General features: G+C 60.1%; 21 protein-coding genes. 17 read left to right on the top strand and 4 right to left on the bottom strand.

The features are described from left to right. The first annotated feature begins 164 nt into the window (after positions 1 to 164). The 8 genes from acs (at position 165) to AC2FD8_RS09490 (ending at position 9,618) form a co-directional block, all read left to right on the top strand. Positions 165 to 2,129, top strand: a complete 1,965-nt coding sequence (acs, locus tag AC2FD8_RS09525) for an acetate--CoA ligase (protein WP_496855667.1) — start codon at positions 165 to 167, stop codon at positions 2,127 to 2,129. Positions 2,130 to 2,136: 7 nt separating this feature from the next. After that, positions 2,137 to 2,820 (top strand): adenylate kinase, encoded by a 684-nt coding sequence (locus AC2FD8_RS09520; RefSeq protein WP_496855666.1) that lies wholly within the window; start codon positions 2,137 to 2,139, stop codon positions 2,818 to 2,820. Positions 2,821 to 3,002: 182 nt separating this feature from the next. Further along, complete coding sequence (locus AC2FD8_RS09515; protein ID WP_496855665.1) at positions 3,003 to 3,284, top strand: DUF4212 domain-containing protein; 282 nt, start codon at positions 3,003 to 3,005, stop codon at positions 3,282 to 3,284. A 15-nt stretch (positions 3,285 to 3,299) separates the two neighbouring features. Further along, positions 3,300 to 5,084 (top strand): sodium:solute symporter family protein, encoded by a 1,785-nt coding sequence (locus AC2FD8_RS09510; RefSeq protein ID WP_496855664.1) that lies wholly within the window; start codon positions 3,300 to 3,302, stop codon positions 5,082 to 5,084. A gap of 102 nt (positions 5,085 to 5,186) precedes the next feature. Then, positions 5,187 to 7,010: a DUF294 nucleotidyltransferase-like domain-containing protein gene (locus AC2FD8_RS09505; protein ID WP_496855663.1), complete on the top strand. Its 1,824-nt coding sequence runs from the start codon at positions 5,187 to 5,189 to the stop codon at positions 7,008 to 7,010. A gap of 84 nt (positions 7,011 to 7,094) precedes the next feature. Next, entirely contained in the window at positions 7,095 to 7,613 is a 519-nt protein-coding gene (locus AC2FD8_RS09500; protein ID WP_496855662.1) for a hypothetical protein, read from the top strand. A gap of 2 nt (positions 7,614 to 7,615) precedes the next feature. Continuing rightward, the gene (locus tag AC2FD8_RS09495) at positions 7,616 to 9,028 is read left to right on the top strand and encodes a 3'-5' exonuclease (RefSeq protein WP_496855661.1); all 1,413 of its coding nucleotides are present in this window, start codon (positions 7,616 to 7,618) and stop codon (positions 9,026 to 9,028) included. Between the two features lie 89 nt (positions 9,029 to 9,117). Beyond that, complete coding sequence (locus AC2FD8_RS09490) at positions 9,118 to 9,618, top strand: flavin reductase family protein (RefSeq protein WP_496855660.1); 501 nt, start codon at positions 9,118 to 9,120, stop codon at positions 9,616 to 9,618. A 6-nt stretch (positions 9,619 to 9,624) separates the two neighbouring features. Here the strand turns inward: AC2FD8_RS09490 and AC2FD8_RS09485 are convergent, their stop codons facing one another. Genes AC2FD8_RS09485 through AC2FD8_RS09475 form a run of 3 tightly spaced genes read right to left on the bottom strand, consistent with a single transcriptional unit; the run spans position 9,625 to position 11,857 of the window. After that, entirely contained in the window at positions 9,625 to 10,104 is a 480-nt protein-coding gene (locus tag AC2FD8_RS09485; protein WP_496855659.1) for a DUF6505 family protein, read from the bottom strand. Beyond that, positions 10,104 to 10,799 carry a biotin/lipoate--protein ligase family protein gene (locus AC2FD8_RS09480; protein ID WP_496855658.1) on the bottom strand — a complete coding sequence of 232 codons (696 nt, stop codon included), beginning with the start codon at positions 10,797 to 10,799 and terminating at the stop codon, positions 10,104 to 10,106. Before AC2FD8_RS09480 ends, AC2FD8_RS09485 begins: the two co-directional genes overlap by 1 nt. Next, complete coding sequence (locus tag AC2FD8_RS09475; protein ID WP_496855657.1) at positions 10,796 to 11,857, bottom strand: Mrp/NBP35 family ATP-binding protein; 1,062 nt, start codon at positions 11,855 to 11,857, stop codon at positions 10,796 to 10,798. The genes AC2FD8_RS09480 and AC2FD8_RS09475 overlap by 4 nt, the downstream gene beginning before the upstream one ends. 108 nt (positions 11,858 to 11,965) lie before the next feature. Between AC2FD8_RS09475 and AC2FD8_RS09470 the strand changes: the two genes are divergently transcribed. Next, positions 11,966 to 12,694: a c-type cytochrome gene (locus tag AC2FD8_RS09470; RefSeq protein WP_496855656.1), complete on the top strand. Its 729-nt coding sequence runs from the start codon at positions 11,966 to 11,968 to the stop codon at positions 12,692 to 12,694. Here the strand turns inward: AC2FD8_RS09470 and AC2FD8_RS09465 are convergent. Then, the gene (locus AC2FD8_RS09465) at positions 12,688 to 14,643 is read right to left on the bottom strand and encodes a 4Fe-4S binding protein (protein ID WP_496855655.1); all 1,956 of its coding nucleotides are present in this window, start codon (positions 14,641 to 14,643) and stop codon (positions 12,688 to 12,690) included. The two genes, AC2FD8_RS09470 and AC2FD8_RS09465, sit on opposite strands and share 7 nt — an antisense overlap. Before the next feature lie 261 nt (positions 14,644 to 14,904). Between AC2FD8_RS09465 and AC2FD8_RS09460 the strand changes: the two genes are divergently transcribed. From AC2FD8_RS09460 to AC2FD8_RS09425, 8 genes are all read left to right on the top strand, one after another. Next, positions 14,905 to 15,459, top strand: a complete 555-nt coding sequence (locus tag AC2FD8_RS09460) for a DUF3305 domain-containing protein (RefSeq protein WP_496855654.1) — start codon at positions 14,905 to 14,907, stop codon at positions 15,457 to 15,459. Then, positions 15,456 to 16,028, top strand: coding sequence for a DUF3306 domain-containing protein (locus tag AC2FD8_RS09455; protein WP_496855653.1), 573 nt, complete (start codon positions 15,456 to 15,458; stop codon positions 16,026 to 16,028). The genes AC2FD8_RS09460 and AC2FD8_RS09455 overlap by 4 nt, the downstream gene beginning before the upstream one ends. A 3-nt stretch (positions 16,029 to 16,031) precedes the next feature. Beyond that, positions 16,032 to 16,643 (top strand): TorD/DmsD family molecular chaperone, encoded by a 612-nt coding sequence (locus AC2FD8_RS09450; protein WP_170376589.1) that lies wholly within the window; start codon positions 16,032 to 16,034, stop codon positions 16,641 to 16,643. Between the two features lie 58 nt (positions 16,644 to 16,701). Then, positions 16,702 to 16,890: a ubiquinol-cytochrome c reductase iron-sulfur subunit N-terminal domain-containing protein gene (locus AC2FD8_RS09445; RefSeq protein WP_170376587.1), complete on the top strand. Its 189-nt coding sequence runs from the start codon at positions 16,702 to 16,704 to the stop codon at positions 16,888 to 16,890. A gap of 155 nt (positions 16,891 to 17,045) precedes the next feature. After that, positions 17,046 to 19,940 (top strand): formate dehydrogenase subunit alpha, encoded by a 2,895-nt coding sequence (locus AC2FD8_RS09440; RefSeq protein ID WP_496855652.1) that lies wholly within the window; start codon positions 17,046 to 17,048, stop codon positions 19,938 to 19,940. A 12-nt stretch (positions 19,941 to 19,952) separates the two neighbouring features. After that, positions 19,953 to 20,546: a formate dehydrogenase FDH3 subunit beta gene (fdh3B, locus tag AC2FD8_RS09435; RefSeq protein WP_037307340.1), complete on the top strand. Its 594-nt coding sequence runs from the start codon at positions 19,953 to 19,955 to the stop codon at positions 20,544 to 20,546. Positions 20,547 to 20,616: 70 nt separating this feature from the next. Continuing rightward, positions 20,617 to 21,822, top strand: coding sequence for a formate dehydrogenase subunit gamma (locus AC2FD8_RS09430; protein ID WP_496855651.1), 1,206 nt, complete (start codon positions 20,617 to 20,619; stop codon positions 21,820 to 21,822). Next, a complete protein-coding gene (locus tag AC2FD8_RS09425) occupies positions 21,823 to 23,085 on the top strand; it encodes a c-type cytochrome (protein WP_496855650.1) in 1,263 nt (420 codons plus the stop codon). It begins immediately after the preceding gene. Positions 23,086 to 23,088: the final 3 nt, after the last annotated feature.

Raw genomic sequence — 23,088 nt, 5'->3', positions numbered from 1 at the left:
CTTGAAGAAATTTCTTTACAAACAAATCCAAAGAATACCGCAATTTATTTCATTATTTTCTGAACCCGGCCATACTTCGATCGGGGAGGAACGGGATCGACAATGCCCAAAAAACGGGCAAGAGACGTCCCATAGATATCCAGCCTAGAGGGAGGAGCCTCAACATGACCACCGCTGCCCAGGCAGATGCCAAGACCTATCCGCCATCCGCCGAAATCATTGCGCGGGCGCATGTCGATGCCGCAAAATATGACGAAATGTACGCCGCATCGGTCAGCGATCCGGACGCGTTCTGGGGTGAACACGGCAAGCGCGTCGACTGGATCAAACCCTTTACGCAGGTCAAGGATGTCAACTACGATTTCGGCTCGGTCAAGATCAACTGGTATGCCGACGGTACGCTGAACGTCTCGGCCAACTGCCTGGATCGCCACCTGGAAACCCGCGGCGATCAGACCGCAATCATCTGGGAACCGGATGATCCAAATGACGCGGCCCAGCACATCACCTATGCCGAGTTGCACCGCCGCACCTGCCGCATGGCCAATATTCTGGAATCCATGGGCGTGCGCAAAGGTGATCGCGTCGTCATCTACCTTCCGATGATCCCCGAGGCCGCCTATGCCATGCTGGCCTGTGCGCGCATCGGTGCGATTCACTCGATCGTTTTTGCAGGCTTCTCGCCTGACGCTCTGGCGGCCCGTGTCAACGGTTGCGACGCCAAGGTTGTCATCACAGCAGATGAAGCCCCACGTGGCGGCCGCAAAACGCCGCTGAAGTCAAACGCGGACGCGGCGCTGCTGCACTGCAAGGACAGCGTCAAATGCCTTGTGGTCAAACGCACCGGTGGACAGACCACATGGATCGACGGCCGCGACTTTGACTACAATGAAATGGCGCTGGAGGCTGACGACTATTGCGCCCCCGCAGAGATGAACGCTGAAGACCCGCTGTTCATTCTGTATACGTCCGGTTCCACCGGTCAGCCCAAAGGCGTGGTGCATACCACTGGCGGCTATCTGGTCTATGCGGCGATGACGCATGAGATCGTTTTCGATTATCACGAAGGCGATGTGTACTGGTGTACGGCGGATGTAGGCTGGGTCACCGGCCACAGCTATATTGTTTACGGCCCGCTGGCCAATGGTGCCACGACCCTGATGTTCGAGGGTGTGCCAACATATCCAGACGCCAGCCGGTTTTGGCAGGTGTGTGAAAAGCACAAAGTGAATCAGTTCTATACTGCTCCGACTGCGCTGCGGGCCCTGATGGGTCAGGGCAATGAATGGGTCGAAAAATGCGATCTGAGTGACCTCAGAGTTCTGGGCACCGTGGGCGAGCCGATCAATCCCGAAGCGTGGAACTGGTACAATGAGGTTGTAGGCAAGGGCAAATGCCCGATCGTCGACACCTGGTGGCAGACTGAAACCGGCGGTCACCTGATGACCCCCCTGCCCGGCGCGCATGCGATGAAGCCCGGCTCGGCGATGAAACCGTTCTTTGGCATCGAGCCAGTGGTTTTGGACCCGCAATCCGGCGTCGAGATCGAAGGGAACGGTGTAGAAGGTGTTCTGTGCATCAAGGACAGCTGGCCCGGCCAGATGCGCACGGTCTGGGGCGATCATGAGCGGTTCGAAAAGACCTATTTCTCGGACTACAAAGGCTACTACTTCACCGGTGACGGCTGCCGTCGCGACGAAGGTGGTGACTACTGGATCACTGGCCGCGTCGATGACGTGATCAACGTCTCGGGCCACCGTATGGGTACCGCCGAGGTCGAAAGCGCGCTGGTGGCACATGCCGCCGTGGCCGAGGCTGCCGTGGTGGGCTATCCCCATGAAATCAAAGGACAAGGCATCTATTGCTATGTCACTTTGATGAACGACCGTGAGCCTTCGGATGAGCTGCTCAAAGAGCTGCGCACCTGGGTTCGGACCGAGATTGGCCCGATCGCCTCGCCCGACGTTATTCAGTGGTCCCCAGGCCTGCCCAAAACACGCTCGGGCAAGATCATGCGCCGCATCCTGCGCAAGATCGCCGAAAACGATTTTGGCTCGCTGGGCGATACGTCCACTCTGGCCGATCCGTCGGTTGTCGACGACCTGATCGCAAATCGCGCGAATAAGTGAGGGCATGATGGACGCTGCGACCATGACAACGCCTGCTGTTCTCATCCTTCTCGGCCCTCCGGGCGCCGGGAAGGGCACTCAGGCGCGCATGCTGGAAGACAAGTTCGGGCTGGTGCAACTCAGCACCGGTGACCTTCTGCGTGCGGCTGTTGCCGCTGGCACCGACGCCGGAAAGGCCGCGAAAGCCGTGATGGAGGCCGGTGAGCTGGTCAGCGACCAGATCGTCATCGACATCCTGCGCGATCGCATGGCGGAACCCGACTGTGCCAAAGGGGTCATTCTCGATGGCTTCCCTCGCACCACCGTTCAGGCCGAGGCGCTGGATGGTCTGCTGGCTGAAAAAGACCAGAAGATCAGCGCCGCGATCAGCCTTGAGGTTGAGGATGCTGAAATGGTGATCCGGATCTCAGGCCGCTACACCTGCGCCGGTTGCGGTGAAGGCTACCATGACACGTTCAAGAAGCCGTCGGTCGACGGCACTTGCGACAATTGCGGCGGGACCGAGTTCAAGCGTCGGGCCGATGACAACGCGGAAACCGTTGCCTCACGCCTGAGCGCCTATCACGCACAAACGGCCCCGCTGATCACCTACTACGACGGTCAGAGCGTTCTGAAGCGGACGAACGCTATGGGAAAGATTGAAGACATCGCGCGCGAGCTGGAGGACATCGTCGCCAGCGCGGTGAACTAAGGGAGGGAGAAAGGGCCACAAGGCCTTGATCCTTAAACAGAATACTTCGATGCACCGCCCTGGCGGAACAGAGGAGTTTTGCCAGATTCCACGGGGTATCTGGCTCATTCGAGAAGCAGTCCGGCGCGTTGGAGGAACGAAGCAAAGGACTGCCCAACGAGGAAGCGAAGGAGGAACCCGCAATGGCGGATCAATCTACCAACTCCGCGCAGGCTGCCGAGTCCCAAAAGGGCTATTGGCAGGCCAACCTGCGCCTCATCTACATCAGCCTCGCAATCTGGGCGCTGGTGTCGTTTGGATTCGGCATTTTGCTGCGTCCGCTGCTGTCGGGTATCGCCGTTGGCGGCACCGATCTGGGCTTTTGGTTTGCTCAGCAAGGATCGATCCTGGTCTTTCTGGTGCTGATCTTCAACTACGCCTGGCGCATGAACAAGCTGGACGCCGAACACGGCGTGGAAGAATAAGGGAGCGCGGGGATAATGGATCAGTTTACCATCAACCTGCTGTTTGTTGGCGCGAGCTTTGCGCTATACATCGGCATCGCGATCTGGGCCCGTGCGGGTTCCACATCTGAATTTTACGCCGCTGGTCGCGGCGTTCACCCGGTCACCAACGGTATGGCGACAGCGGCGGACTGGATGTCTGCGGCCTCGTTCATCTCGATGGCTGGCCTCATTGCCTTTACCGGCTATGACAACTCGACCTTCCTGATGGGTTGGACCGGTGGTTACGTGCTACTGGCACTGCTGCTTGCACCTTACCTGCGCAAGTTCGGCAAATACACCGTCTCGGAGTTCATCGGCGACCGTTTCTACAGCCAGACAGCACGCGTTGTTGCCGTGATCTGTCTGATCGTTGCATCGGTGACCTATGTGATCGGTCAGATGACCGGTGTTGGCGTGGCCTTTGGCCGTTTCCTTGAGGTCTCGAACACATCCGGTCTGCTGATCGGTGCCTGCGTCGTGTTTGCCTATGCGGTGTTTGGCGGGATGAAGGGTGTGACCTACACCCAGGTTGCTCAGTACTGCGTGCTGATCACGGCCTACACAATCCCGGCGATCTTCATCTCGCTGCAGCTGACCGGTACACCCGTTCCGGCGCTGGGTCTGTTTGGTGACACCGCCAGCGGTGAACCCCTGCTGACCAAGCTGGACGCCATCGTGACCGAGCTGGGCTTCAACGAATACACGGCCCACCACTCGAACACGCTGAACATGGTGCTGTTCACCCTGTCGCTGATGATCGGTACCGCGGGTCTGCCGCACGTCATCATGCGCTTCTTCACCGTTCCCAAAGTGTCTGACGCACGTTGGTCGGCGGGTTGGACGCTGGTCTTCATCGCCCTGCTGTATCTGACCGCCCCTGCGGTTGGCGCAATGGCGCGTCTGAACATCACCGACATGATGTGGCCCAATGGTGGCATCGAAGGTGGCGCTGTTTCGGTCGAGGATATCGACAACGATCCACGTTATGACTGGATGGCCACATGGCAGAAAACCGGTCTTCTGGATTGGGAAGACAAGAACGGCGACGGCAAGATCCAGTACTACAACGACAAATCCGAAGCGATGACTGCAATCGCGGAAGAAAAAGGCTGGGTCGGAAACGAGCTGACTAAATTCAACCGTGACATCCTGGTTCTGGCCAATCCCGAGATTGCCAACCTGCCGGGTTGGGTGATCGGTCTGGTCGCGGCTGGTGGTCTTGCGGCTGCTCTGTCGACCGCTGCGGGTCTGTTGCTGGCGATCTCGTCCGCTGTATCCCACGACCTGATCAAGGGCGCGATCAACCCGAACATCTCGGAAAAAGGCGAGCTTCTGTCGGCGCGTATCGCGATGGCTGTCGCGATCGCGGTTGCAACCTGGCTGGGCCTCAATCCTCCGGGCTTTGCGGCGCAAACCGTTGCTCTGGCCTTTGGCTTGGCGGCTGCCTCGATCTTCCCGGCGCTGATGATGGGGATCTTCTCGACCCGCATCAACAACTCCGGCGCGGTTGCAGGTATGCTGGCTGGTCTGGTCGTCACACTGGTCTACATCTTCCTGCACAAGGGCTGGCTGTTCATTCCGGGCACCAACTCGTTCACCGATGCTGACCCGCTGCTGGGTCCGATCAAGTCGACTTCGTTCGGCGCGATTGGTGCCATGGTCAACTTCGCCGTCGCTTATGTGGTGGCTGGCATGACCAAGGAAACCCCGCAGGAGATCAAGGAACTGGTCGAAAGCGTACGCATTCCCCGTGGTGCGGGTGCAGCTCAGAACAAATGAGCTTGATGCGGCCTGAGGTTCTTGCCATTGGCCGCGTCTTTCGATCCACTACTCCCGTCCGGCACACCACCGGGCGGGATTTTTGTTCCACGGAGTATTTTGATGCCCCTGTCCCATGACCAGATCACCCGGTTTCTGGAATCCGTGCATCCCTATGACACTCTGCCGCGCGATGTACTGATCGACATCACATCGCAGGTCGAGGTGCGCAGCCTGCAGCAGGATGCAACCGTCTACGAATTCGGTGCCCCCCTGCCCGGCGTCTTCGTGATCTACGAGGGGCAGATTGAAATTACCGACGAAAACGGTGCGGTCGTTTCCCATCTGGGTCTGCGTAACTCGTTCGGAGAGCGCGGGCTTTTGAAAGACGGACTTGCCGCCACCAAGGCACAGGCGCGCAGCCCATCCGTCGTGATCATCCTGCCGCCGGAACTAGTACGCTCTCTTATTGGCAACCATGACGTTGTCGCGAGGTTCTTCGACCGATCCCGCCGAGACCGCAGCGGCCCCCAAAGTCTTGCGACCAGCGCGATCGCCGTATTGATGGCGCGAAATCCGGCCACCTGCCCTCCGGCCACGACCGTGCGCGACGCGGCCAAACTGATGCGGGACAAGGGCATCTCTTCCCTCTGCATCACGCAATCAAACGACCTGATGGGGATCGCGACACTGCGCGACATCTCAGGTAAATATGTGGCCGACGCGATGCCGATGGACACGCCGATCTCGGCAATCATGACACCCGATCCCATCACCCTGTCGCCGGGCGATATCGGCTCGGACGTGCTGCATGTGATGATGGAGCGTGGCATCGGCCACATCCCCGTTTGCGAAGGTGGCCGCCTGGTCGGAATCGTCACGCAAACCGACTTGACCCACTATCAGGCCGTGAACTCGGCCGAGCTGGTACGCCGGATCGCCCATGCAGAATCGGCCGATGACATGGCTCTGGTCACAGCGGAGATCCCGCAGTTGCTGGTGCAGCTTGTGGCAAGCGGCAACCGGCATGAAATCGTGACACGGTTGATCACGGATATCGCCGACACCGCCACGCGACGATTGCTGAGCCTTGCCGAAGCCAAACTGGGGCCGCCACCGGTGCCCTATCTGTGGTTGGCCTGCGGCTCACAAGGGCGGCAGGAACAGACGGGCGTATCCGATCAGGACAACTGCCTGATACTGGATGATGCAGTGTCCGACGACGACATGGCCTACTTCACGGAGCTGGCCAAATATGTCTCGGACGGGCTGGATACCTGCGGCTATTTCTACTGCCCGGGTGACATGATGGCGACCAATCCACGTTGGTGTCAGCCGCTGCATGTCTGGCGCGACTATTTCAAGGGGTGGATTGCCAAACCGAATCCCGAAGCGCAAATGTTGGCCTCGGTCATGTTTGACCTGCGTCCTATCGGCGGCTCGTTCGAGCTGTTTGCCGATCTTCAGGCCGATACGCTGAACGCCGCCAATGCGAATTCGATCTTTGTCGCGCATATGATCTCAAATTCGCTGAAACACACGCCGCCGTTGGGTCTGTTGCGGGGGTTTGCCACCATACGTTCGGGCGAGCATCGCAATACGCTGGATCTGAAACACAACGGCGTGGTGCCCGTGGTCGATCTGGCGCGGATCTATAGCCTGCAGGGCAAACTGCCCGAAGCCAACACACGCGCCCGCCTGAAGGCGGCTGAGGCCGCAGGTGTCCTAAGCCCGTCAGGTGCGCGCGATTTGCTGGATGCCTATGATCTGATTGCGGAAACCCGGCTGGAACATCAGGTCGCACTGGTCAAAACCGGGGAGAAACCCGACAATTACCTACCCCCAGTAGACCTGTCGGATTTTGAACGCAGCCACCTGAGGGACGCGTTTGTGGTGGTGAAAACCATGCAATCCGCCGTTGGTCATGGCAAGGGAATGCTGGGTTAGAAACGAGAGATCAGGATCGCCCTGGGCGACCGTATTTGAAACAATTAGAATGGGCGGGTCTCGCCCGAAGGGTGGAGAATACCAATGTTTTTGGAATTGATCGGTACGATATTTGCGGGCTTTGCCTTTGCCGGGGTCGTACTGGTGCTGAACAAGCTGACTGGTGGTCGTTTGCCACGCTGGGCCACGCCGGTTGCTGCGGGGCTGGGCATGATCGGGATGACGATCGCCAGCGAATACTCGTGGTACGACCGCACCCGCGAAACGCTGCCGGACAGTGTCAGCATCATCCAAGAGGTCGAAAGCCGCGCGATTTACCGCCCCTGGACCTATGCCGTGCCTTTCGTGGACAGGTTCGCGGCCATCGACACCGACTCGGTGCGCAAGAACGAACAGGTACCGGATGAACGGCTGGTCGAGCTTTATTTCTTTGGCCGCTGGGCACCGGTGTCAAAAGTGCCCGTGGTCGTAAACTGCGCCGAAAACCTGCGGGCCAATCTGGCCGACGGGGCCGAGTTTGGCGACGATGGCCGCGTTCTGAATGCCGACTGGATCAAGGCCGGAAACGGCGATCCGATCGTCGAGGCCACCTGCGGAGTCTGACCATGCTGACCAAGCTAAGCCTGCGTCTGAGAATCTTTCTGTTCTTCTGCCTGTTGGCCGTGGGTGGGCTGGCGGTCAGCGCTCTGGCACTTTGGTTCAGCTATGTCCGCGCGGGCGACCCGGCCCTGTTCGACGCGTTTCTATTTGCGGGGATCGTGATTGCCTTTGGGTTGCTGGCCCTGATCGCCGGGGTCTGGTTGCTGTTTGACGACAACGTGGCAAAACCGATTGAGCGTCTGTCTGCAGAATTGCGCGCGCGGGCCCATGCCGGGGTCAGCAGCGATATGGATATGCAGACGGCGAAATACTTGGGCGATCTTGCCCCTGCCGCCGCTGGGCTGGCGGATCAGCTGTCGCACAAAACGCTCAGCGTGGCCGAGGCTATCGCATCTGAGACTGCTCAGCTGGCTGCCGAAAAGAACAGGCTGACTGCCCTGTTGACCGAAATCCCGGTTGCCATGCTGCTTGCCAGCCCGAACCACAAGATCGTCCTCTATGATGCGCAAGCTGCCGAGGTTCTGGCCCAGATCGCACATCCCCGCCTGAATGCCGCGCTTGAGGACTATCTACAGCCAGACGCGCTGTATGCCGCCTATGCGCAGCTGGTCAAATCCGGTCAGGACGTCGCCTGCACGCTGACCAGCATCGACGGAGCGCAGAGCTATTCCGCGCGAATGAAACCGCTGGGGGACGCGCCCGGATACATGTTGATTTTCGACGACAGCGCGGCGCAGATCGCCCCGGACGCGGCGCGCCCGCTGGTCTATGATTTTGATCTGTTGAACGCGTCCGCCTCGGACAGTTTCGAGGCCCAAACAATTGAAGATCTATGCTTTGTAGTCTTCGATACCGAAACCACCGGCCTGTTGCCGCACAAGGACGAGATCGTTCAGATCGGTGCCGTCCGGGTCGTAAAAGGGCGCATCGTCGAGGGCGAGCAGATCGATATGCTGGTCAATCCCGGGATCCCGATTCCGGCAGCTTCGACCAAGGTACACAAGGTCAGCGACCATATGGTGCAAGGCGCACCCAAGATTGGCGAGGCTGGCCGCATCTTTCATCAATTCGCACGGGACGCAGTGATTGTTGCCCACAATGCGCCGTTCGATATGGCATTCCTGCGCCGTCACGCCAAGCGGATGGGTGTTGAATGGAACCACCCAATTCTGGACACTGTGCTTCTGTCCGCTGTCCTGTTCGGCGCCAGCGAAACGCATACGCTGGACGCGCTATGTGACCGTTTGGACATAGAAATTCCCGAAGCGCTCCGCCACACGGCGCTGGGGGATGCGGTGGCCACGGCTGAGGCGCTTGTGCGGATGCTGCCCATGCTGAAAGCGCGGGATATCACCACATTTGGCGCAATCGTCGCCGAGACCCGCAAACATGGTCGCTTGTTGGAGGATTTGAACTGACCTAGGTTTTCAACGTGATGCGCCAAACTTACCATGGACAATACGGAACGGTCATGTCACCTGACGAACGGGCAGAGAACAGATGTGCAATGACCGAGAAGACTTTTATTCCAACCCCTGATCAAAGCACCGCGTTTCGTGAAGCGCTGGGGTGTTTCGGGACAGGTGTCACGGTTGTCACAACGCAGACGGCGCTCGGGCCGCGCGCGATTACCGTGAATTCTTTCACTTCGGTCTCACTGGACCCTCCGCTGGTCCTGTGGTGTCTGGCCAAGGACTCCAACCGGTTCGGCGCGTTTTCGGACTGCAAGCACTACTCCATCCATGTCATGGCGCAAGAGCAGCAGGACCAAAGCCTGCGGTTTGCTCGGGACGGAGAAGACTTTTCTCATGCAGACTGGAGCGCGGATGATATGGGCCGGCCGCGACTGGCCAATTGCCTTGCGCGGTTTGACTGCCATCTGCATGCCTGCCACGAAGCGGGCGATCACCTGATCATGGTCAGCCATGTAGAACAGGTCATGTACCGAACGGGTCAGGGGTTGATCTTCAAACGCGGTCAGTTCGGCGGGTTTGTCGACCTGATCTGACGGCCCTCAGTCGTCAAGCGAACCATGAACCGCCAGCGCCTCAAGCTGGGTTTCCTGCGGGGTGATCACGCGAAACGCTTCGTGCACACCGCTTTCGGTCAATTCACGCGCAACGGTCAGCAGCGTGTTGGCCGCATGTTCTTCGCACAACTCAGACATGTGGTCGATTTCCGATTGCGCCACGCCCATTGCGGCCTCGACCGATGGTGCGCCATAGAGCTTCACGAAATGTCCGGCCAGGTTTTCGATGATCTGATTTTTCTCGGCCGGTTCGATCTGGGTGACGGCCACAAAGGTCACACGCCCGAAGGTCTCTAGCCCCAGCCAGCCATTGGCAAAGGCCTGACGGGCCTTGCCTTCCAGATCTCCCTGCCCCCAGTTCGAGAACTCGAACCCGCCCGAGATGCACCATTCCCCCGTGCGCGCGGGCGAGTGGAATACGTTCATGTCGCTTTCGTCGAAATGTATCGCGCGGGCCAGTTTCATCAGGTCGCCTCCAATAGGTCTGTGAGCGGGCGTAGCTGGGTCTCATCCCGGTCGCGGATCAGCATGCCGAACCGCTCATCCGTGCCAAGGAACACGCCCTGCCCTTCGATCGGTTCTCCGACGCCGCGCAGAAGGCCCAACCATTCACCGTGTAGCGGCGCGTTGCCGTCCTCGGACCAGCGGTTGAGCCAGGTCAGCATATGCCGCGACCAGCTTTCCACCAGTTGGGTTGCCGAAACGTCGGCGCAGCCCTCATCATAGAGCGCGGTGACGTCTGGCGTATGGCCGGGCGCATCACTGGTTTGCAGCAGCGCCAGTTCCCACCCGACGACCAGCCAATCGGGCATTTGATCAGGTTCGGTGGATGACGCGGCAACACGGAACTGCCCGCATTTCGCGCCGTTCACGCAGATCAAGCCATCCCAACCCAGATGCACCGCAACCTCTGGCGGAGCCAGAGCGCCCAGCGCGTTCTGAAACCCGACGGCGCAGAGCGGCAGCATGGCCATCGCGTCCCGCAAGGCAACCTCGGGCGCGAATACAATGGCCGCGCGCAGGCGATCAGCCTGAATATTGTACACGACCGAGCCTGAATCGCAGCCCAGCGCCGCCATGGCCTGGGCCTTTTCGAATGGATCCTCGCCACCCTTGGCGGGATGACCTGTCAGCAAGGGGGGAAAAACCGGTTCGCTCATGCGTTGCCTTTGGTGATCAGGTCGCGCGCGATCTTGCGGAACGCGTCGGCCTGCGGGCTTTCGGGCTTGCTGACCACGATGGGCGCACCCCCGTCCGCGGCCATCCGGATATCCAGATGCAACGGGATTTCACCCAAAAGCGGCACGCCCAGCGCCTCGGCCTCGGACGCCACGCCGCCATGACCAAATATATGCTCCTCATGCCCGCAGTTGGAACAGATATGGGTCGACATGTTCTCGATCATACCGAGGATCGGCGTCTTGAGCTGGTTGAACATGTCGATCCCCTTGCGGGCGTCAATAAGCGCCACGTCCTGCGGGGTTGAGACAACGATGGCCCCATCCACCTGGAACTTCTGGCTGAGCGTCAGTTGCACGTCGCCGGTTCCGGGCGGCAGGTCAACGATCAGCACGTCCAGCGCGCCCCATTGGACCTGGCTCATCATCTGTTGCAAGGCACCCATCAGCATCGGGCCACGCCAGACCACCGCCTGCCCTTCGTTGGTCATCAGACCCATCGACATCATGGTCACGCCGTGATTGCGCAGTGGCAGGATCGTCTTGCCATCCGGGCTGGCGGGACGACCCGACACGCCCAGCATTCGGGGCTGCGAAGGGCCATAGACATCCGCATCCAGAAGACCCACGCGCCGCCCCTCTGCCGCCAAAGCACAGGCGAGGTTCGCGGATACAGTAGACTTGCCGACCCCACCCTTGCCCGAGGCAACGGCGATAATCCGATCCACACCGGGCACCGCCTGCGGGCCGGTCTGAGAAGGCTTTGGTTTCGGCTTCAGATCCGGCGGCGCCTTGTCGGAATGCGCGGTCATCATGGCCGACACTTTCGCGACGCCTTCGACCATCTGCGCGGCCTGCTCAGCGGCGGCGCGCACAGGCTCCATCCGTTCGGCCTGTTTGGGGTCTACCTCAAGCACGAAGCGCACGGTATCGCCTTCGACATTCAGGGCGCGCACGACGCCCGCGCTGACGATATCCTGACCGGAAACCGGGTCAGTGATCTTTTTCAGGTTCGCAAGAACCGCGTCACGGACACTCATGCCATCATCCCCATAACCTGCCCCATCGCATGGTTGCTTTTCATTGCATGTGTCTCCGTCTCTTTTCGTTCATTTGACGCATTTGCCTTCCGGCGATTAGGCTTGGGCATGCGCTTTTTCCTTTTGTGCCTCAGCCTGACGCTCTCCGCCACCCCTTCCGGGGCGCAAGACGCGATTGGCCTGGCCAGCCCGACCGAAGTTTCGAACTCGGGTCTTTTGCAACATATTCTTCCGCGCTTTTCACTCAAGACCGGGATACGGGTAATCAGCGATGCTGAGGGGGTAATGTCGTTGAATACCGGTGCCGAGGGCGATCCGGTCTTTGCACGTGGCGAGATCGTCTATCACCTGCGCATTCAGGACGACCCGAAACAGGAGCGTTTTCGTGACTGGCTGCTGTCGGATATCGGCAAGCGCACGATCGAAAGCTATACCCCAGACCAAGGCCCGCCCTTCAGTGCCAGCTTCGAGGTTGCCAGCGCCGAGGCCTCCGAAGTCATCGACGGCAATACCGCATTGGGTGAGGCGCTTTCTATGACCCATTGTGGCCGCTGCCATGTAATCGGCCCGCAGAACCGCATGAATGGGCTGGGCTCGACCCCTTCTTTTGCTGTGTTGCGCACGCTGCCGGATTGGGATGAGAGGTTTCAGGCCTTCTTCGCGCTGAACCCTCATCCGGCCTTTACGCAGATCGAGGGGCTGACGCCCCCGTTCGATCCTTCGCGTCCGTCGCCGATACACCCTGTCGAGATGACGCTGGACGATCTGGATGCCATCCTGGCCTTTGTCTCGGTCATCAGCGCAGCGGATCTGGGCGCGCCGCTGCAGCATCAATGATCCTTTCGCTTTGAGAAATAGTCATCTGTCGTCACAACCTTGGGCCGCGGATTGGACTGGAACGGATTGTCCGACATGTTGAACTGCGCGCCCACCCGGCAATTGTCACACATCTGGATCATCCGCGCCTGCTCGGACGAGGCAAACATAGGGTGTATACCCGACAGCTTTTCCATGACCCGCTCAACCGTTGACTTCACGCCAAACGGGGCACCGCATTCGACACATTCAAAGGGCTCTTCCTCATTCAACACCTGCTGAGACAGCGCGGCATCGCTCAGGTCCAGTTGCGGGACCAGCGCAATGGCATCCTCGGGGCAGATGTTGCGGCACAGGCCGCATTGCAAACAGGCATCCTGCTGGAAGTTCAGCTGAGGTTTGTCCGGGTTGTCGATCAAGGCCCCCGATGGACACAGCGACACACAGCTGAGGCACAGCGTACACGCATCCGTATCCACCGCGACGGCCCCATAGGGTGCGCCTTGAAGCAAGGTCAGAGGCTCCTCGGCCTTAGGGTTCAGAGCCTGCGCCGCCAACCGGGCGATTTGCCTGCGATTGCCCAGAGGCAAAACCGGGTCGTTCAACACCGCCGGCACCTCTTGCGCATAGAGCAGATCGCTCATCGCGTCCGGGTCGACCTCATCAATCAAACCAAGCCCCGCGTCCGGCGCGATCGCCTGTGCAAGCGCCAGCTCTCGGTCCAGCGCGTCCCGCTCGGTCGTGGGGGCCAGAAGGATGTCGACCCTCGCAAAACCGTGGGCCAAAGCGGCCAGCATCTCGGCATGGCCAAAGCCGGAAATGACGCTCAACTCCATTGGAATGACATCCGAGGGAAGCCCACGTCCGAACCGCGCGGCAAGGCGGATCATCTCGGCCCCGTGGGCGTCATGCACCAGCAGACGCGGCGCAGAACCTCCGGCCCGGCGATAGGTTCGGGCAAGGATATGCATCCGCGACAGCACAGCCGACACCGGCGGGTCTTCATAAGTAATCGCGGTCGAAGGGCACAGCGCGGCGCAAGCTCCGCAACCTGCGCAGATCATGGGGTCAATGGCGACATGCTCGCCTGCCGGTGTGATGGCCCCGGTCGGGCAAATATCGAGGCAATTGGTACAGGCCACCTGCTCGGCCCGTGAATGGGCACACAGAGTCTCCTCAAGACGCACATAGAGGGGTTTTTCGAACGTCCCCACCAATTGCGCTGCATCAAACGCCAGTTTGGAGACAGCCAGCGGGTCGCGGGGATCAGCGCGCAGATAACCTTCGCGCTTGGCCGGCGCTTGGACCAGCGGCGTCTCACCCGTCACATCAATCAGGATGTCACAGGCCGATTGCGCCCCGTCGCGCGGATCGGTCCAGCCAAACGCCCCACGTCCACCGGGCGCGATCTGCTGCAACCTGTCGATCCGCAGGGCAAAACCACCCAAAGCGCCCGAGACGGAACGCACCTGCCCCCGCACCACGTCAAAGCTGCGGCTGATGGGCGACGTCTCATCGCCCGCCACAACAGTCACCGCCAGCGTGGTCGACAAACGCTCGGCCAGATCAAAGGCAATCTCGGCAGGGCCGACGATGCAACAGGTCCCCTCGCTGATCACATCAACACTGGGCGAGATGGGCATGGGCACCAACGCCTCGGCCGCCAAGGCCGCCATCTTTGGGGCTGCGTCACCGGACTGGTCAGACCAGCCCGCACGGTCCCTGAGATCAACAAAGGCGGGTGGTTCAACCTCAAGATCCTCGGCCAGATCGCGGAACACCTCCTGCTCCTGCCCGCAGGCGATCAGCAGTTGATCGTCGCCCTTCATGAAATCGGCAACAACGCCCAGCTCTCGCGTGCACAGGGCGGTGTGCGTTTTGCTGCACTCCAGCTGGGTGGCCGCACCGATACGGTCGGCATCCACCTGCTGCGAGCCTTCGCAGTTACATAGAATAAGTTTGGTGGCCATGTCCCTCCCCTCGGACAGCTTCCTGACTTGCTACCTTAAATGGTATCGCTCGGCTGACAATCCAGTCTTTGCCCAACACCACGGATCGCACGTAAAATTCATTGGGAGCGCTTGTTTTCCTGACATAAATCATCAGAATTTCACTTGTTAAATTTTATTTGAACAGGACTTATTCACGCGATTGAGACTTGGCAGAACAGCCCTATGTGTACCATAGTAGACACAAGGTAAGGCAGGGGAGCGCCTTACGGGGAGGAACCAGTGGCCAAGGCCGCAAGCCGTATTGAAATGCCTGTTGGCGTCATCGTGCGCAAGACACCCGGGGTAACTCGCTGGGCAAAATGGAACTGGCGCGCGGTTGCCGTGCTGCCCGGTGCCGCGCCCGCCGACTGGGTCGAGCTTCGGCGCGAAGGTGACGCGGTGGAATACCACGCCGCCACCCTGCCTCTGACACTTTGGACCGATGAGACCGAAGCTTACATGGTCAACCTCTCGGACGGGCAGCCTTCGATCTATTTGGTTCTACGAAATGATCTGGACGGCAACCGCCCTATGGATGCGGTACTGATCACCGCCTCGCCATTCGAAGGGCAGGATTACGCGGATACCGGCGAAGAGATTGTTGAGAAGATCCCGATGACCGAAGGGCTGATCGCCTGGGTTCGGGACTTCACTTTGGAACACCACCGGGATGAGGTTTTCGTCAAACGCCGTCGCGACAAGAAACGCACGGATCTTGTGGAGGACGGCAAGGGGGATGCGCGTATTCGGCAGACCTCGGACGTGTACCGCGCGCCAAGGAAGGTGCTGCAATGACCCAAGCCCGCGATTTCTGGTCCCGTCGAAAGGCAGCCGTTCAGGCCGAAACCGAGGCCGAGGTTATCGCGACAGAGGAACAGGTCCTTGCGGCGCAACATGCCGAGTTGGAAGAAAAGAGCGACGCCGAGATTCTGGCTGAGTTCAACCTGCCCGACCCCGACCAGTTGCAAGCGGGCGATGATGTGTCGGGCTTCATGGTCAAGGCAGTTCCAGACCGTTTGCGCCGCCGCGCCCTGCGTCGGCTGTGGCGACTGAATCCGGTGCTGGCCAATGTGGATGGGCTGGTCGACTACGGCGAAGACTACACCGATGCCGCCTGTGTCATCGAAAATCTCCAGACCGCGTATCAGGTCGGCAAAGGGATGTTGGCGCATGTTGAGGCGTTGGCAGCTAAAAAGGACGAGCCTGAGATCGACACCCCCGAGCCTGTCGAGGAAGAAGAACCGCCGACCCTCGCCGAACCTGAACCAGCGCCGGAACCGATGGTTTTGGCTGATGCGGAAGAGCCCGAGGAAGACCCATATACCCCGGCCCCGCGCCGCATGAGATTTGAATTCGAAGGATAACGAATGACCGCAAGCAACGCGCAACACATGGATATCTCGGCCGAAGATCGGCTGCGCGCGGATTTCTACAATTTTCTGGGCCTGCTGCTGGCTGGCCCTCCGGATCAATTGCTGTTGGATCAGATGGCCGGACTAAGCGGCGATGACACCGATCTGGGGCAGGCCATTCAAGCCATGGCACGGGTGGCCAAAGTGACCAAGCCCGCCGCCGCAGAACGCGAATTCAACGCGCTATTCATTGGGTTGGGCCGTGGTGAGCTGCTGCCCTATGCCAGCTTTTACCTAACCGGGTTCCTGAACGAAAAACCGCTGGCCCAGCTGCGCAATGACATGGCCGTGCGCGGCATCACCCGTGCGAAGAACGTGTTCGAGCCCGAAGATAACATCGCATCGCTGATGGAGATTATGGCGGGCATGATCGTGGGCCGGTTCGGAACCGCTGCCTCGCTCGACGATCAAAAAGCGTTCTGGAACAAACATATCGGCCCTTGGGCCGCACATTTCTATTCGGATTTGGAAGCTGCCGAAGCTTCGGTTCTCTATGCCTCGGTCGGGACGGCCGGTCGGGTGTTCATGGAGATCGAGCGTGAGGCCTTCCGAATGACGGCGGCTTAACCCGCCACTCACCAGCGCCCAAACAGGCGCTAGATCGCAAATGGGAGAGGAGACACCCATGAGCAAGACCAAGGAAGAAGGCGCAACCCGCCGCGACTTCCTCAAACTGGCCGGAACCGCAGCGCCCGCTGCTGTCGCCGCCGCCAGCCTGAGCGGTCAAGCCGAAGCAGCCGAGCTGCCGACGGATGAAACCCGCATGCAGGATACCGCGCATACCCGCGCGTATTTGGAAAGCGCGCGCTTTTAAGCCGCTTTAAAGCGCGCTTCCAGCGCGACGACGGCGCCCGGCCTGTCTGCCGGACGATGTCATCTACCCCGACGGACGGTTGCGATTGGCCCTGATGTCGGTTCGCGAAGTACCAAGCCAGCCGTGGCTGACACGGCGCGCAAGGGAGGAAAGTAATGCTTAGGAAAAAGACCAACGGGGTTGCGAGACGCCCCCAGCGGACAAGTATCCTGTCCCAGGTCGGCGAGAAAACCGTCGATCGCCGCGCATTCCTGCGTGGCTCGGGCCTGACGATCGGCGGCCTTGCCGCGATCAGCGCCACGGGTGGAACCGTGACGCCAGCCAGCGCCCAGACAGCGGCCAATCAGGCCGTCGAAAACATCAAATCCGTATGCACCCACTGCTCGGTCGGCTGTACCGTCGTCGCCGAAGTGCAGAACGGCGTCTGGGTCGGGCAGGAACCCGGCTGGGACAGCCCGTTCAATCTGGGTGCGCACTGCGCCAAGGGGGCCTCGGTCCGCGAGCATGCCCATGGCGAGCGCCGCCTGAAATATCCGATGAAAAAGGAAGGTGGCGAGTGGAAACGCATCAGCTGGGACCAGGCGATCGACGAGATCGGCGACGGCATGATGAACATCCGCGAAGAATCCGGACCGGACAGCGTGTACTGGCTGGGGTCCGCGAAACATAACAACGAACAGGCCTATCTGTTCCGCAAGTTCGCCGCCTATTGGGGTACGAACAACGTGGACCACCAGGCGCGTATCTGCCACTCGACCACTGTTGCGGGCGTTGCGAATACATGGGGCTACGGCGCCATGACCAACTCGTATAACGACATGCACAACAGCCGAGCCATCTTTATCATCGGTGGTAACCCGGCCGAGGCGCACCCCGTCTCGCTGTTGCATATCCTGCGTGCGAAAGAGCAGAACAATGCGCCTCTGATCGTCTGCGACCCGCGCTTTACGCGCACCGCGGCCCATGCGGATGAATATGTCCGTTTCCGCCCCGGCACGGACGTCGCGCTGGTCTGGGGTATCCTGTGGCACATCTTCGACAACGGCTGGGAGGACAAAGAGTTCATCCGCACCCGCGTCTGGGGCATGGATCAGATCCGTGAAGAGGTTGCCAAGTGGACCCCGGATGAGGTTGAGCGCGTCACCGGCACGCCCGGCTCGCAATTGCGCCGCGTTGCCCGGACCATGGTGAACAACCGCCCCGGCACTGTTGTCTGGTGCATGGGTGGCACGCAGCACACCAACGGCAACAACAACACCCGAGCCTATTGCGTGCTGCAGCTTGCGCTTGGCAACATGGGCACCTCGGGGGGTGGCACCAACATCTTCCGTGGCCATGACAACGTGCAGGGCGCGACGGACCTTGGTGTTTTGTCCCATACCCTGCCCGGCTATTACGGCCTGTCCAAGGGTGCATGGGGTCACTGGAGCCGCGTCTGGGGTGAAGATCCCGAATGGCTGGCAGGTCAGTTCGCCACGATCAAGGACAAGGAAGGCAAGGATAAACCGCTTCAGAATGAGCGCGGCATCCCGGTTTCCCGCTGGATCGACGGTGTTCTGGAAGACCCCGAGAACATGGATCAGGACAACAACGTCCGCGCCATGGTTCTGTGGGGCCACGCGCCCAACTCGCAGACCCGGATGACGGAAATGAAGACGGCGATGGAAAAGCTGGACATGCTGGTCGTGATCGACCCGTATCCCACCGTTTCCGCTGTTCTGCATGACCGCACCGATGGCGTCTACCTGTTGCCGGCCTGTACTCAGTTCGAAACCCGTGGCTCGGTCACGGCATCGAACCGCTCGCTGCAGTGGCGCGACAAGGTGGTTGATCCGCTGTTCGAAAGCCTGCCGGACGAGGTCATCATGGCCAAGTTCGCCAACAAGTTCGGCTGGGCGGATCGTCTCTTCCGTAATATCGAGATGGAAGACGCAGAAACCCCGAATGTTGAAAGCATCACGCGTGAATTCAACTCGGGCCTCTGGACCATCGGCTATACCGGTCAGTCGCCGGAACGTCTGAAAAGCCACATGGCCAACCAGCACACGTTCGACAGAACCACGCTGCAAGCCATTGGTGGGCCCAACGACGGCGAGTATTACGGTCTGCCATGGCCCTGCTGGGGCACGGCTGAGATGGGTCATACGGGGACACCGAACCTGTATGACATGTCCAAACCGGTGGCCGAAGGTGGCCTGACCTTCCGCGCCCGTTTCGGGGTGGAACGCGATGGCGACAACCTGCTGGCCGAAGGGGTCTATAGCGTTGGATCGGAAATTCAGGATGGATACCCTGAGTTCACGATGCAGATGCTGATGGACCTTGGCTGGGACGGTGATCTGACGGCTGAGGAACGCGCGGCGATTGATGCCGTTGCGGGGCCAGAGACCAACTGGAAAACCGACCTGTCGGGCGGTATCCAGCGGGTCGCGATTGCTCATGGCTGTGCGCCCTTCGGGAACGCCAAGGCCCGCGCGGTTGTCTGGACCTTCCCGGATCCTATCCCACTGCACCGCGAGCCGCTCTATACGCCGCGTCGCGATCTGGTGGCGGATTACCCAACCTACGAGGACCGTCAGGCCTATCGCCTGCCTACCCTTTATGCATCGATTCAAAAGAACGACTTTTCAAAGGATTACCCGATAATCCTCACGTCAGGTCGTCTGGTCGAATATGAAGGTGGCGGTGATGAAACCCGGTCGAACCCGTGGCTGGCCGAGCTGCAGCAGGACATGTTCGTCGAGATCAATCCGCGCGATGCCAACAACCTTGGTATCCGTGACGGATCACAGGTCTGGGTCGAAGGTCCTGAGGGCGGAAAGGTCAAGGTGATGGCGATGCTGACCAACAGGGTCGGCGCCGGTGTGGCCTTCATGCCCTTCCACTTTGGCGGCCATTTCCAGGGCGAGGACCTGCGGGACAAATACCCCAAAGGTGCCGATCCCTATGTGCTGGGCGAAAGTACGAACACCGCCCAGACCTATGGCTACGATTCAGTGACCCAGATGCAAGAGAGCAAGTGTACTCTCTGCAAAATCTGGTCAGCGTAAGGAGGACGATAAATGGCTAGAGCAAAGTTTCTCTGCGACGCTGAACGCTGCATCGAGTGCAACGCCTGTGTCACCGCGTGCAAGAACGAGCACGAGGTGCCATGGGGCATCAACCGCCGCAGGGTGGTGACGATCAATGACGGCAACCCGGGCGAACGCTCGATCTCGGTGGCCTGTATGCATTGTTCGGATGCGCCTTGCATGGCGGTGTGCCCGGTCGATTGCTTCTATCAGAACGAAGAAGGCGTCGTCCTGCACTCCAAGGACCTGTGCATTGGCTGCGGCTATTGCTTCTACGCGTGCCCGTTTGGCGCGCCGCAGTATCCGCAGGCGGGCAATTTCGGGTCACGCGGCAAGATGGACAAATGTACCTTCTGCGCTGGCGGCCCCGAGGAAACGCACTCGACCGCAGAGTTCGCCAAATATGGTCGCAATCGGATCGCCGAGGGCAAGCTGCCCATCTGCGCCGAGATGTGTTCCACCAAGGCCCTGCTTGCCGGAGACGGCGACGTGGTCTCGGCCATCTACCGCGAGCGCGTTGTTGCCCGCGGGTTTGGCTCGGGCGCGTGGGGTTGGGGCACTGCCTACGACCAGAAAGACGGCTGATCCGTCTGCATAAGACACAGGTGACCCGCCAAGGTGGGTCACCTGCATTGGAATTTTGACCGAGGTTCAGATGTTCCGTCTACTCTTCGCCCTTCTGTTCACCCTTGGGTTGACCCAATTCGCCCTTGCCCAAAACACCGAGACCGAGCCCCCCGCCGCAGACGCGCGCGCCACAACCGGTGGTGCCACGACGCTAGAAGACATTCTTGCGCGGCAGCGGGGCGAGACAGTGGACAACGCCTATCGTTCGGAAAACACCGGCCAGGGCAATGTCGAGGGGCTACTGGGCCAGTTCGGAACAAGCGGTGTCGCCTCGGACAGCGATGTGTATCGTGCGATCCGCTATGGCGCGGCTGATACGACCGTGTCGTCGCAGGGCCCCGCTGCTGGTGTTCTGATTCAGGATGGCGGCATGTGGTGGTGGAACTTCCGCACCGGCCCGCTGCGTGAATATGGTGGCTACATCATTGCCGGAATGGCGGCCGTCCTTCTGCTGTTCTTCCTGATCCGAGGCCGCATCCGCATCGACGGGGAAAAAACGGGCCGCACGGTTCTGCGGTTCAACAGTTTTGAACGGTTCGGGCACTGGTTGTTTGCTGGCTCGTTCCTGATCCTCGGCCTCACCGGCCTGCTGACACTTTATGGCCGCGACTTCCTGATCCCGGTCTTCGGCAAGGAAGGCTTTGCGACCATCGCACAAGGGTGCAAGTGGCTGCACAATAACCTCGCTTGGGCCTTCATGCTGGGCTTGATCATCGTCACCGTGAACTGGATCGCCCATAACATCCCCAACAAAACCGATCTGAAATGGTTGGCCGCCGGAGGGGGCTTGTTCACCAAGGGCAGCCATCCGCCCGCCAGAAAGTTCAACGCGGGCCAGAAAATCATCTTCTGGGCCTGCATCCTGCTGGGTCTCTCGATCAGCCTGTCCGGCCTGTCGCTGCTGTTCCCGTTCGAACTGCCGATGTTCGCCAAGACCTTCTCGATCGCCAATTCTACAGGCATTCCACAAGCGCTTGGCCTGAGCCTGCCCGTCCAGATGTCGCCGCAGGAAGAAATGCAATACGCACAGGTCTGGCACGTCATGATCGCCTATGTCTTCATCGCCATCATCATCGCCCATATCTACCTCGGCTCGGTCGGGATGGAAGGCGCGTTTGACGCCATGGGTACCGGCGAAGTGGAAGAGCAATGGGCGCGTGAGCATCATTCGCTGTGGTTGGAAGAGGTGCAGGAAAAAGAGGCAGGTAAAGCAGCGGCCTCTCCCGCTGAATAGATGCGCTGGCTCGCCGTCGCGCTGGCCCTGACCCCCCTGCCCGCATGGTCCGAGTTCTTTACGCTCAAGGGCCATGGCGGGCCGATCATGGGCATTGCAACAGCACCTGACGGACGCATCGCCACGGCCAGTTTCGACAATTCGGTTGGCCTGTGGTCGGATCAAATGCCGGAATGGTTGGAAGGTCATGAAGCCGCCGTCAACTCTGTCGTGTTCAACGGCACCGCCATCTACTCTGCCGGAGACGACTTCACCCTGCGCCGCTGGCCGGGCGGTGATGTCGTGGGCCGGCACAAAGGCAAAATCGTGGGCCTTGCAGCCTCAAAAACCCATGTCGCAACAGCCAGTTGGGACGGCACAATAGGGTTGTGGCCGGTGGACGGCTCGGCGCCACAGATGCTGGACCCGGCTGGCGGCGGTGTGAACGCGGTGGTGTTTTCACAGGATGGAACCCGGCTGTTCTCGGCGGGTGTGGATGGCAGCCTACGCGAATGGGACGTGGCCAGCGGACAGGAAACCCGGCGCGTGATCGAACATGGCTTTGGCATCAATGAGCTGGCCTTGAACGAACAAGACGGCTGGATCGCCTATGGCGCGGTGGATGGCGTCACCCGTATCCGCGACCTCACGACGGATAAAGAGAGGGATTTCACCCTGGACCGACGCCCCATTCTGGCGCTGGCCCTCAGCCCCGATCGTAACCTGCTGGCCGTCGGCGATGGTGAAGGCTACATCATGGTGATCGACACGGTGGACTGGAGCATCGCCCAAGATTTCCGCGCAACATTGCGGGGCCCGGTCTGGGCGCTGGCGTTCTCGGCTGACGGCCAGAACATCCACGCGGGAGGAATTGATCAGGCCATGTATAGCTGGCCGGTCACCGCGCTGAGAGATCAGGAGCAGATGGCCACTGCTGAACCCAGCTTTTTGAAAGACCCCGACCAGATGAGCAACGGCGAACGGCAATTCGCCCGCAAATGCTCGATCTGCCACAGCCTGACACTGGACGGGCAGCGCCGTGCAGGTCCGACACTCTACGAAGTGTTCGGACGGCAAGCCGGAACCCTGCCCGGATATTTCTACTCGGAAACGCTGCAAGACTCTGATATTATTTGGAATGACGAGACGATAAATGCCCTTTTCGATGAGGGGCCGGATCACTACATTCCAGGATCAAAGATGCCGATGCAGCGGATCACGCAAGAACAGGACCGGGACGACCTGATCACCTTTCTGCGCCGCGCAACGGTCGATCAGAACTGAACC

Source organism: Ruegeria sp. YTSC192, from assembly GCF_059609705.1.
The sequence above is the reverse complement of the archived record's forward strand: the minus strand, read 5'-3'. Positions and strand labels throughout refer to the sequence as shown.

Bases quoted from the DNA above. Each gene is read 5' to 3' on its own strand.
- AC2FD8_RS09510 (WP_496855664.1), top strand. From the start codon at position 3,300: ATGGATCAGTTTACCATCAACCTGCTGTTTGTTGGCGCGAGCTTTGCG.
- AC2FD8_RS09445 (WP_170376587.1), top strand. From the start codon at position 16,702: ATGAGCAAGACCAAGGAAGAAGGCGCAACCCGCCGCGACTTCCTCAAA.
- AC2FD8_RS09475 (WP_496855657.1), bottom strand. From the start codon at position 11,857: ATGAGTGTCCGTGACGCGGTTCTTGCGAACCTGAAAAAGATCACTGAC.
- AC2FD8_RS09500 (WP_496855662.1), top strand. From the start codon at position 7,095: ATGTTTTTGGAATTGATCGGTACGATATTTGCGGGCTTTGCCTTTGCC.
- AC2FD8_RS09490 (WP_496855660.1), top strand. From the start codon at position 9,118: ATGACCGAGAAGACTTTTATTCCAACCCCTGATCAAAGCACCGCGTTT.
- AC2FD8_RS09505 (WP_496855663.1), top strand. From the start codon at position 5,187: ATGCCCCTGTCCCATGACCAGATCACCCGGTTTCTGGAATCCGTGCAT.
- AC2FD8_RS09450 (WP_170376589.1), top strand. From the start codon at position 16,032: ATGACCGCAAGCAACGCGCAACACATGGATATCTCGGCCGAAGATCGG.
- AC2FD8_RS09520 (WP_496855666.1), top strand. From the start codon at position 2,137: ATGGACGCTGCGACCATGACAACGCCTGCTGTTCTCATCCTTCTCGGC.
- AC2FD8_RS09495 (WP_496855661.1), top strand. From the start codon at position 7,616: ATGCTGACCAAGCTAAGCCTGCGTCTGAGAATCTTTCTGTTCTTCTGC.
- AC2FD8_RS09465 (WP_496855655.1), bottom strand. From the start codon at position 14,643: ATGGCCACCAAACTTATTCTATGTAACTGCGAAGGCTCGCAGCAGGTG.
- AC2FD8_RS09515 (WP_496855665.1), top strand. From the start codon at position 3,003: ATGGCGGATCAATCTACCAACTCCGCGCAGGCTGCCGAGTCCCAAAAG.
- AC2FD8_RS09470 (WP_496855656.1), top strand. From the start codon at position 11,966: ATGCGCTTTTTCCTTTTGTGCCTCAGCCTGACGCTCTCCGCCACCCCT.
- AC2FD8_RS09485 (WP_496855659.1), bottom strand. From the start codon at position 10,104: ATGAAACTGGCCCGCGCGATACATTTCGACGAAAGCGACATGAACGTA.
- AC2FD8_RS09480 (WP_496855658.1), bottom strand. From the start codon at position 10,799: ATGAGCGAACCGGTTTTTCCCCCCTTGCTGACAGGTCATCCCGCCAAG.
- AC2FD8_RS09455 (WP_496855653.1), top strand. From the start codon at position 15,456: ATGACCCAAGCCCGCGATTTCTGGTCCCGTCGAAAGGCAGCCGTTCAG.
- AC2FD8_RS09430 (WP_496855651.1), top strand. From the start codon at position 20,617: ATGTTCCGTCTACTCTTCGCCCTTCTGTTCACCCTTGGGTTGACCCAA.
- AC2FD8_RS09425 (WP_496855650.1), top strand. From the start codon at position 21,823: ATGCGCTGGCTCGCCGTCGCGCTGGCCCTGACCCCCCTGCCCGCATGG.
- fdh3B (WP_037307340.1), top strand. From the start codon at position 19,953: ATGGCTAGAGCAAAGTTTCTCTGCGACGCTGAACGCTGCATCGAGTGC.
- AC2FD8_RS09440 (WP_496855652.1), top strand. From the start codon at position 17,046: ATGCTTAGGAAAAAGACCAACGGGGTTGCGAGACGCCCCCAGCGGACA.
- acs (WP_496855667.1), top strand. From the start codon at position 165: ATGACCACCGCTGCCCAGGCAGATGCCAAGACCTATCCGCCATCCGCC.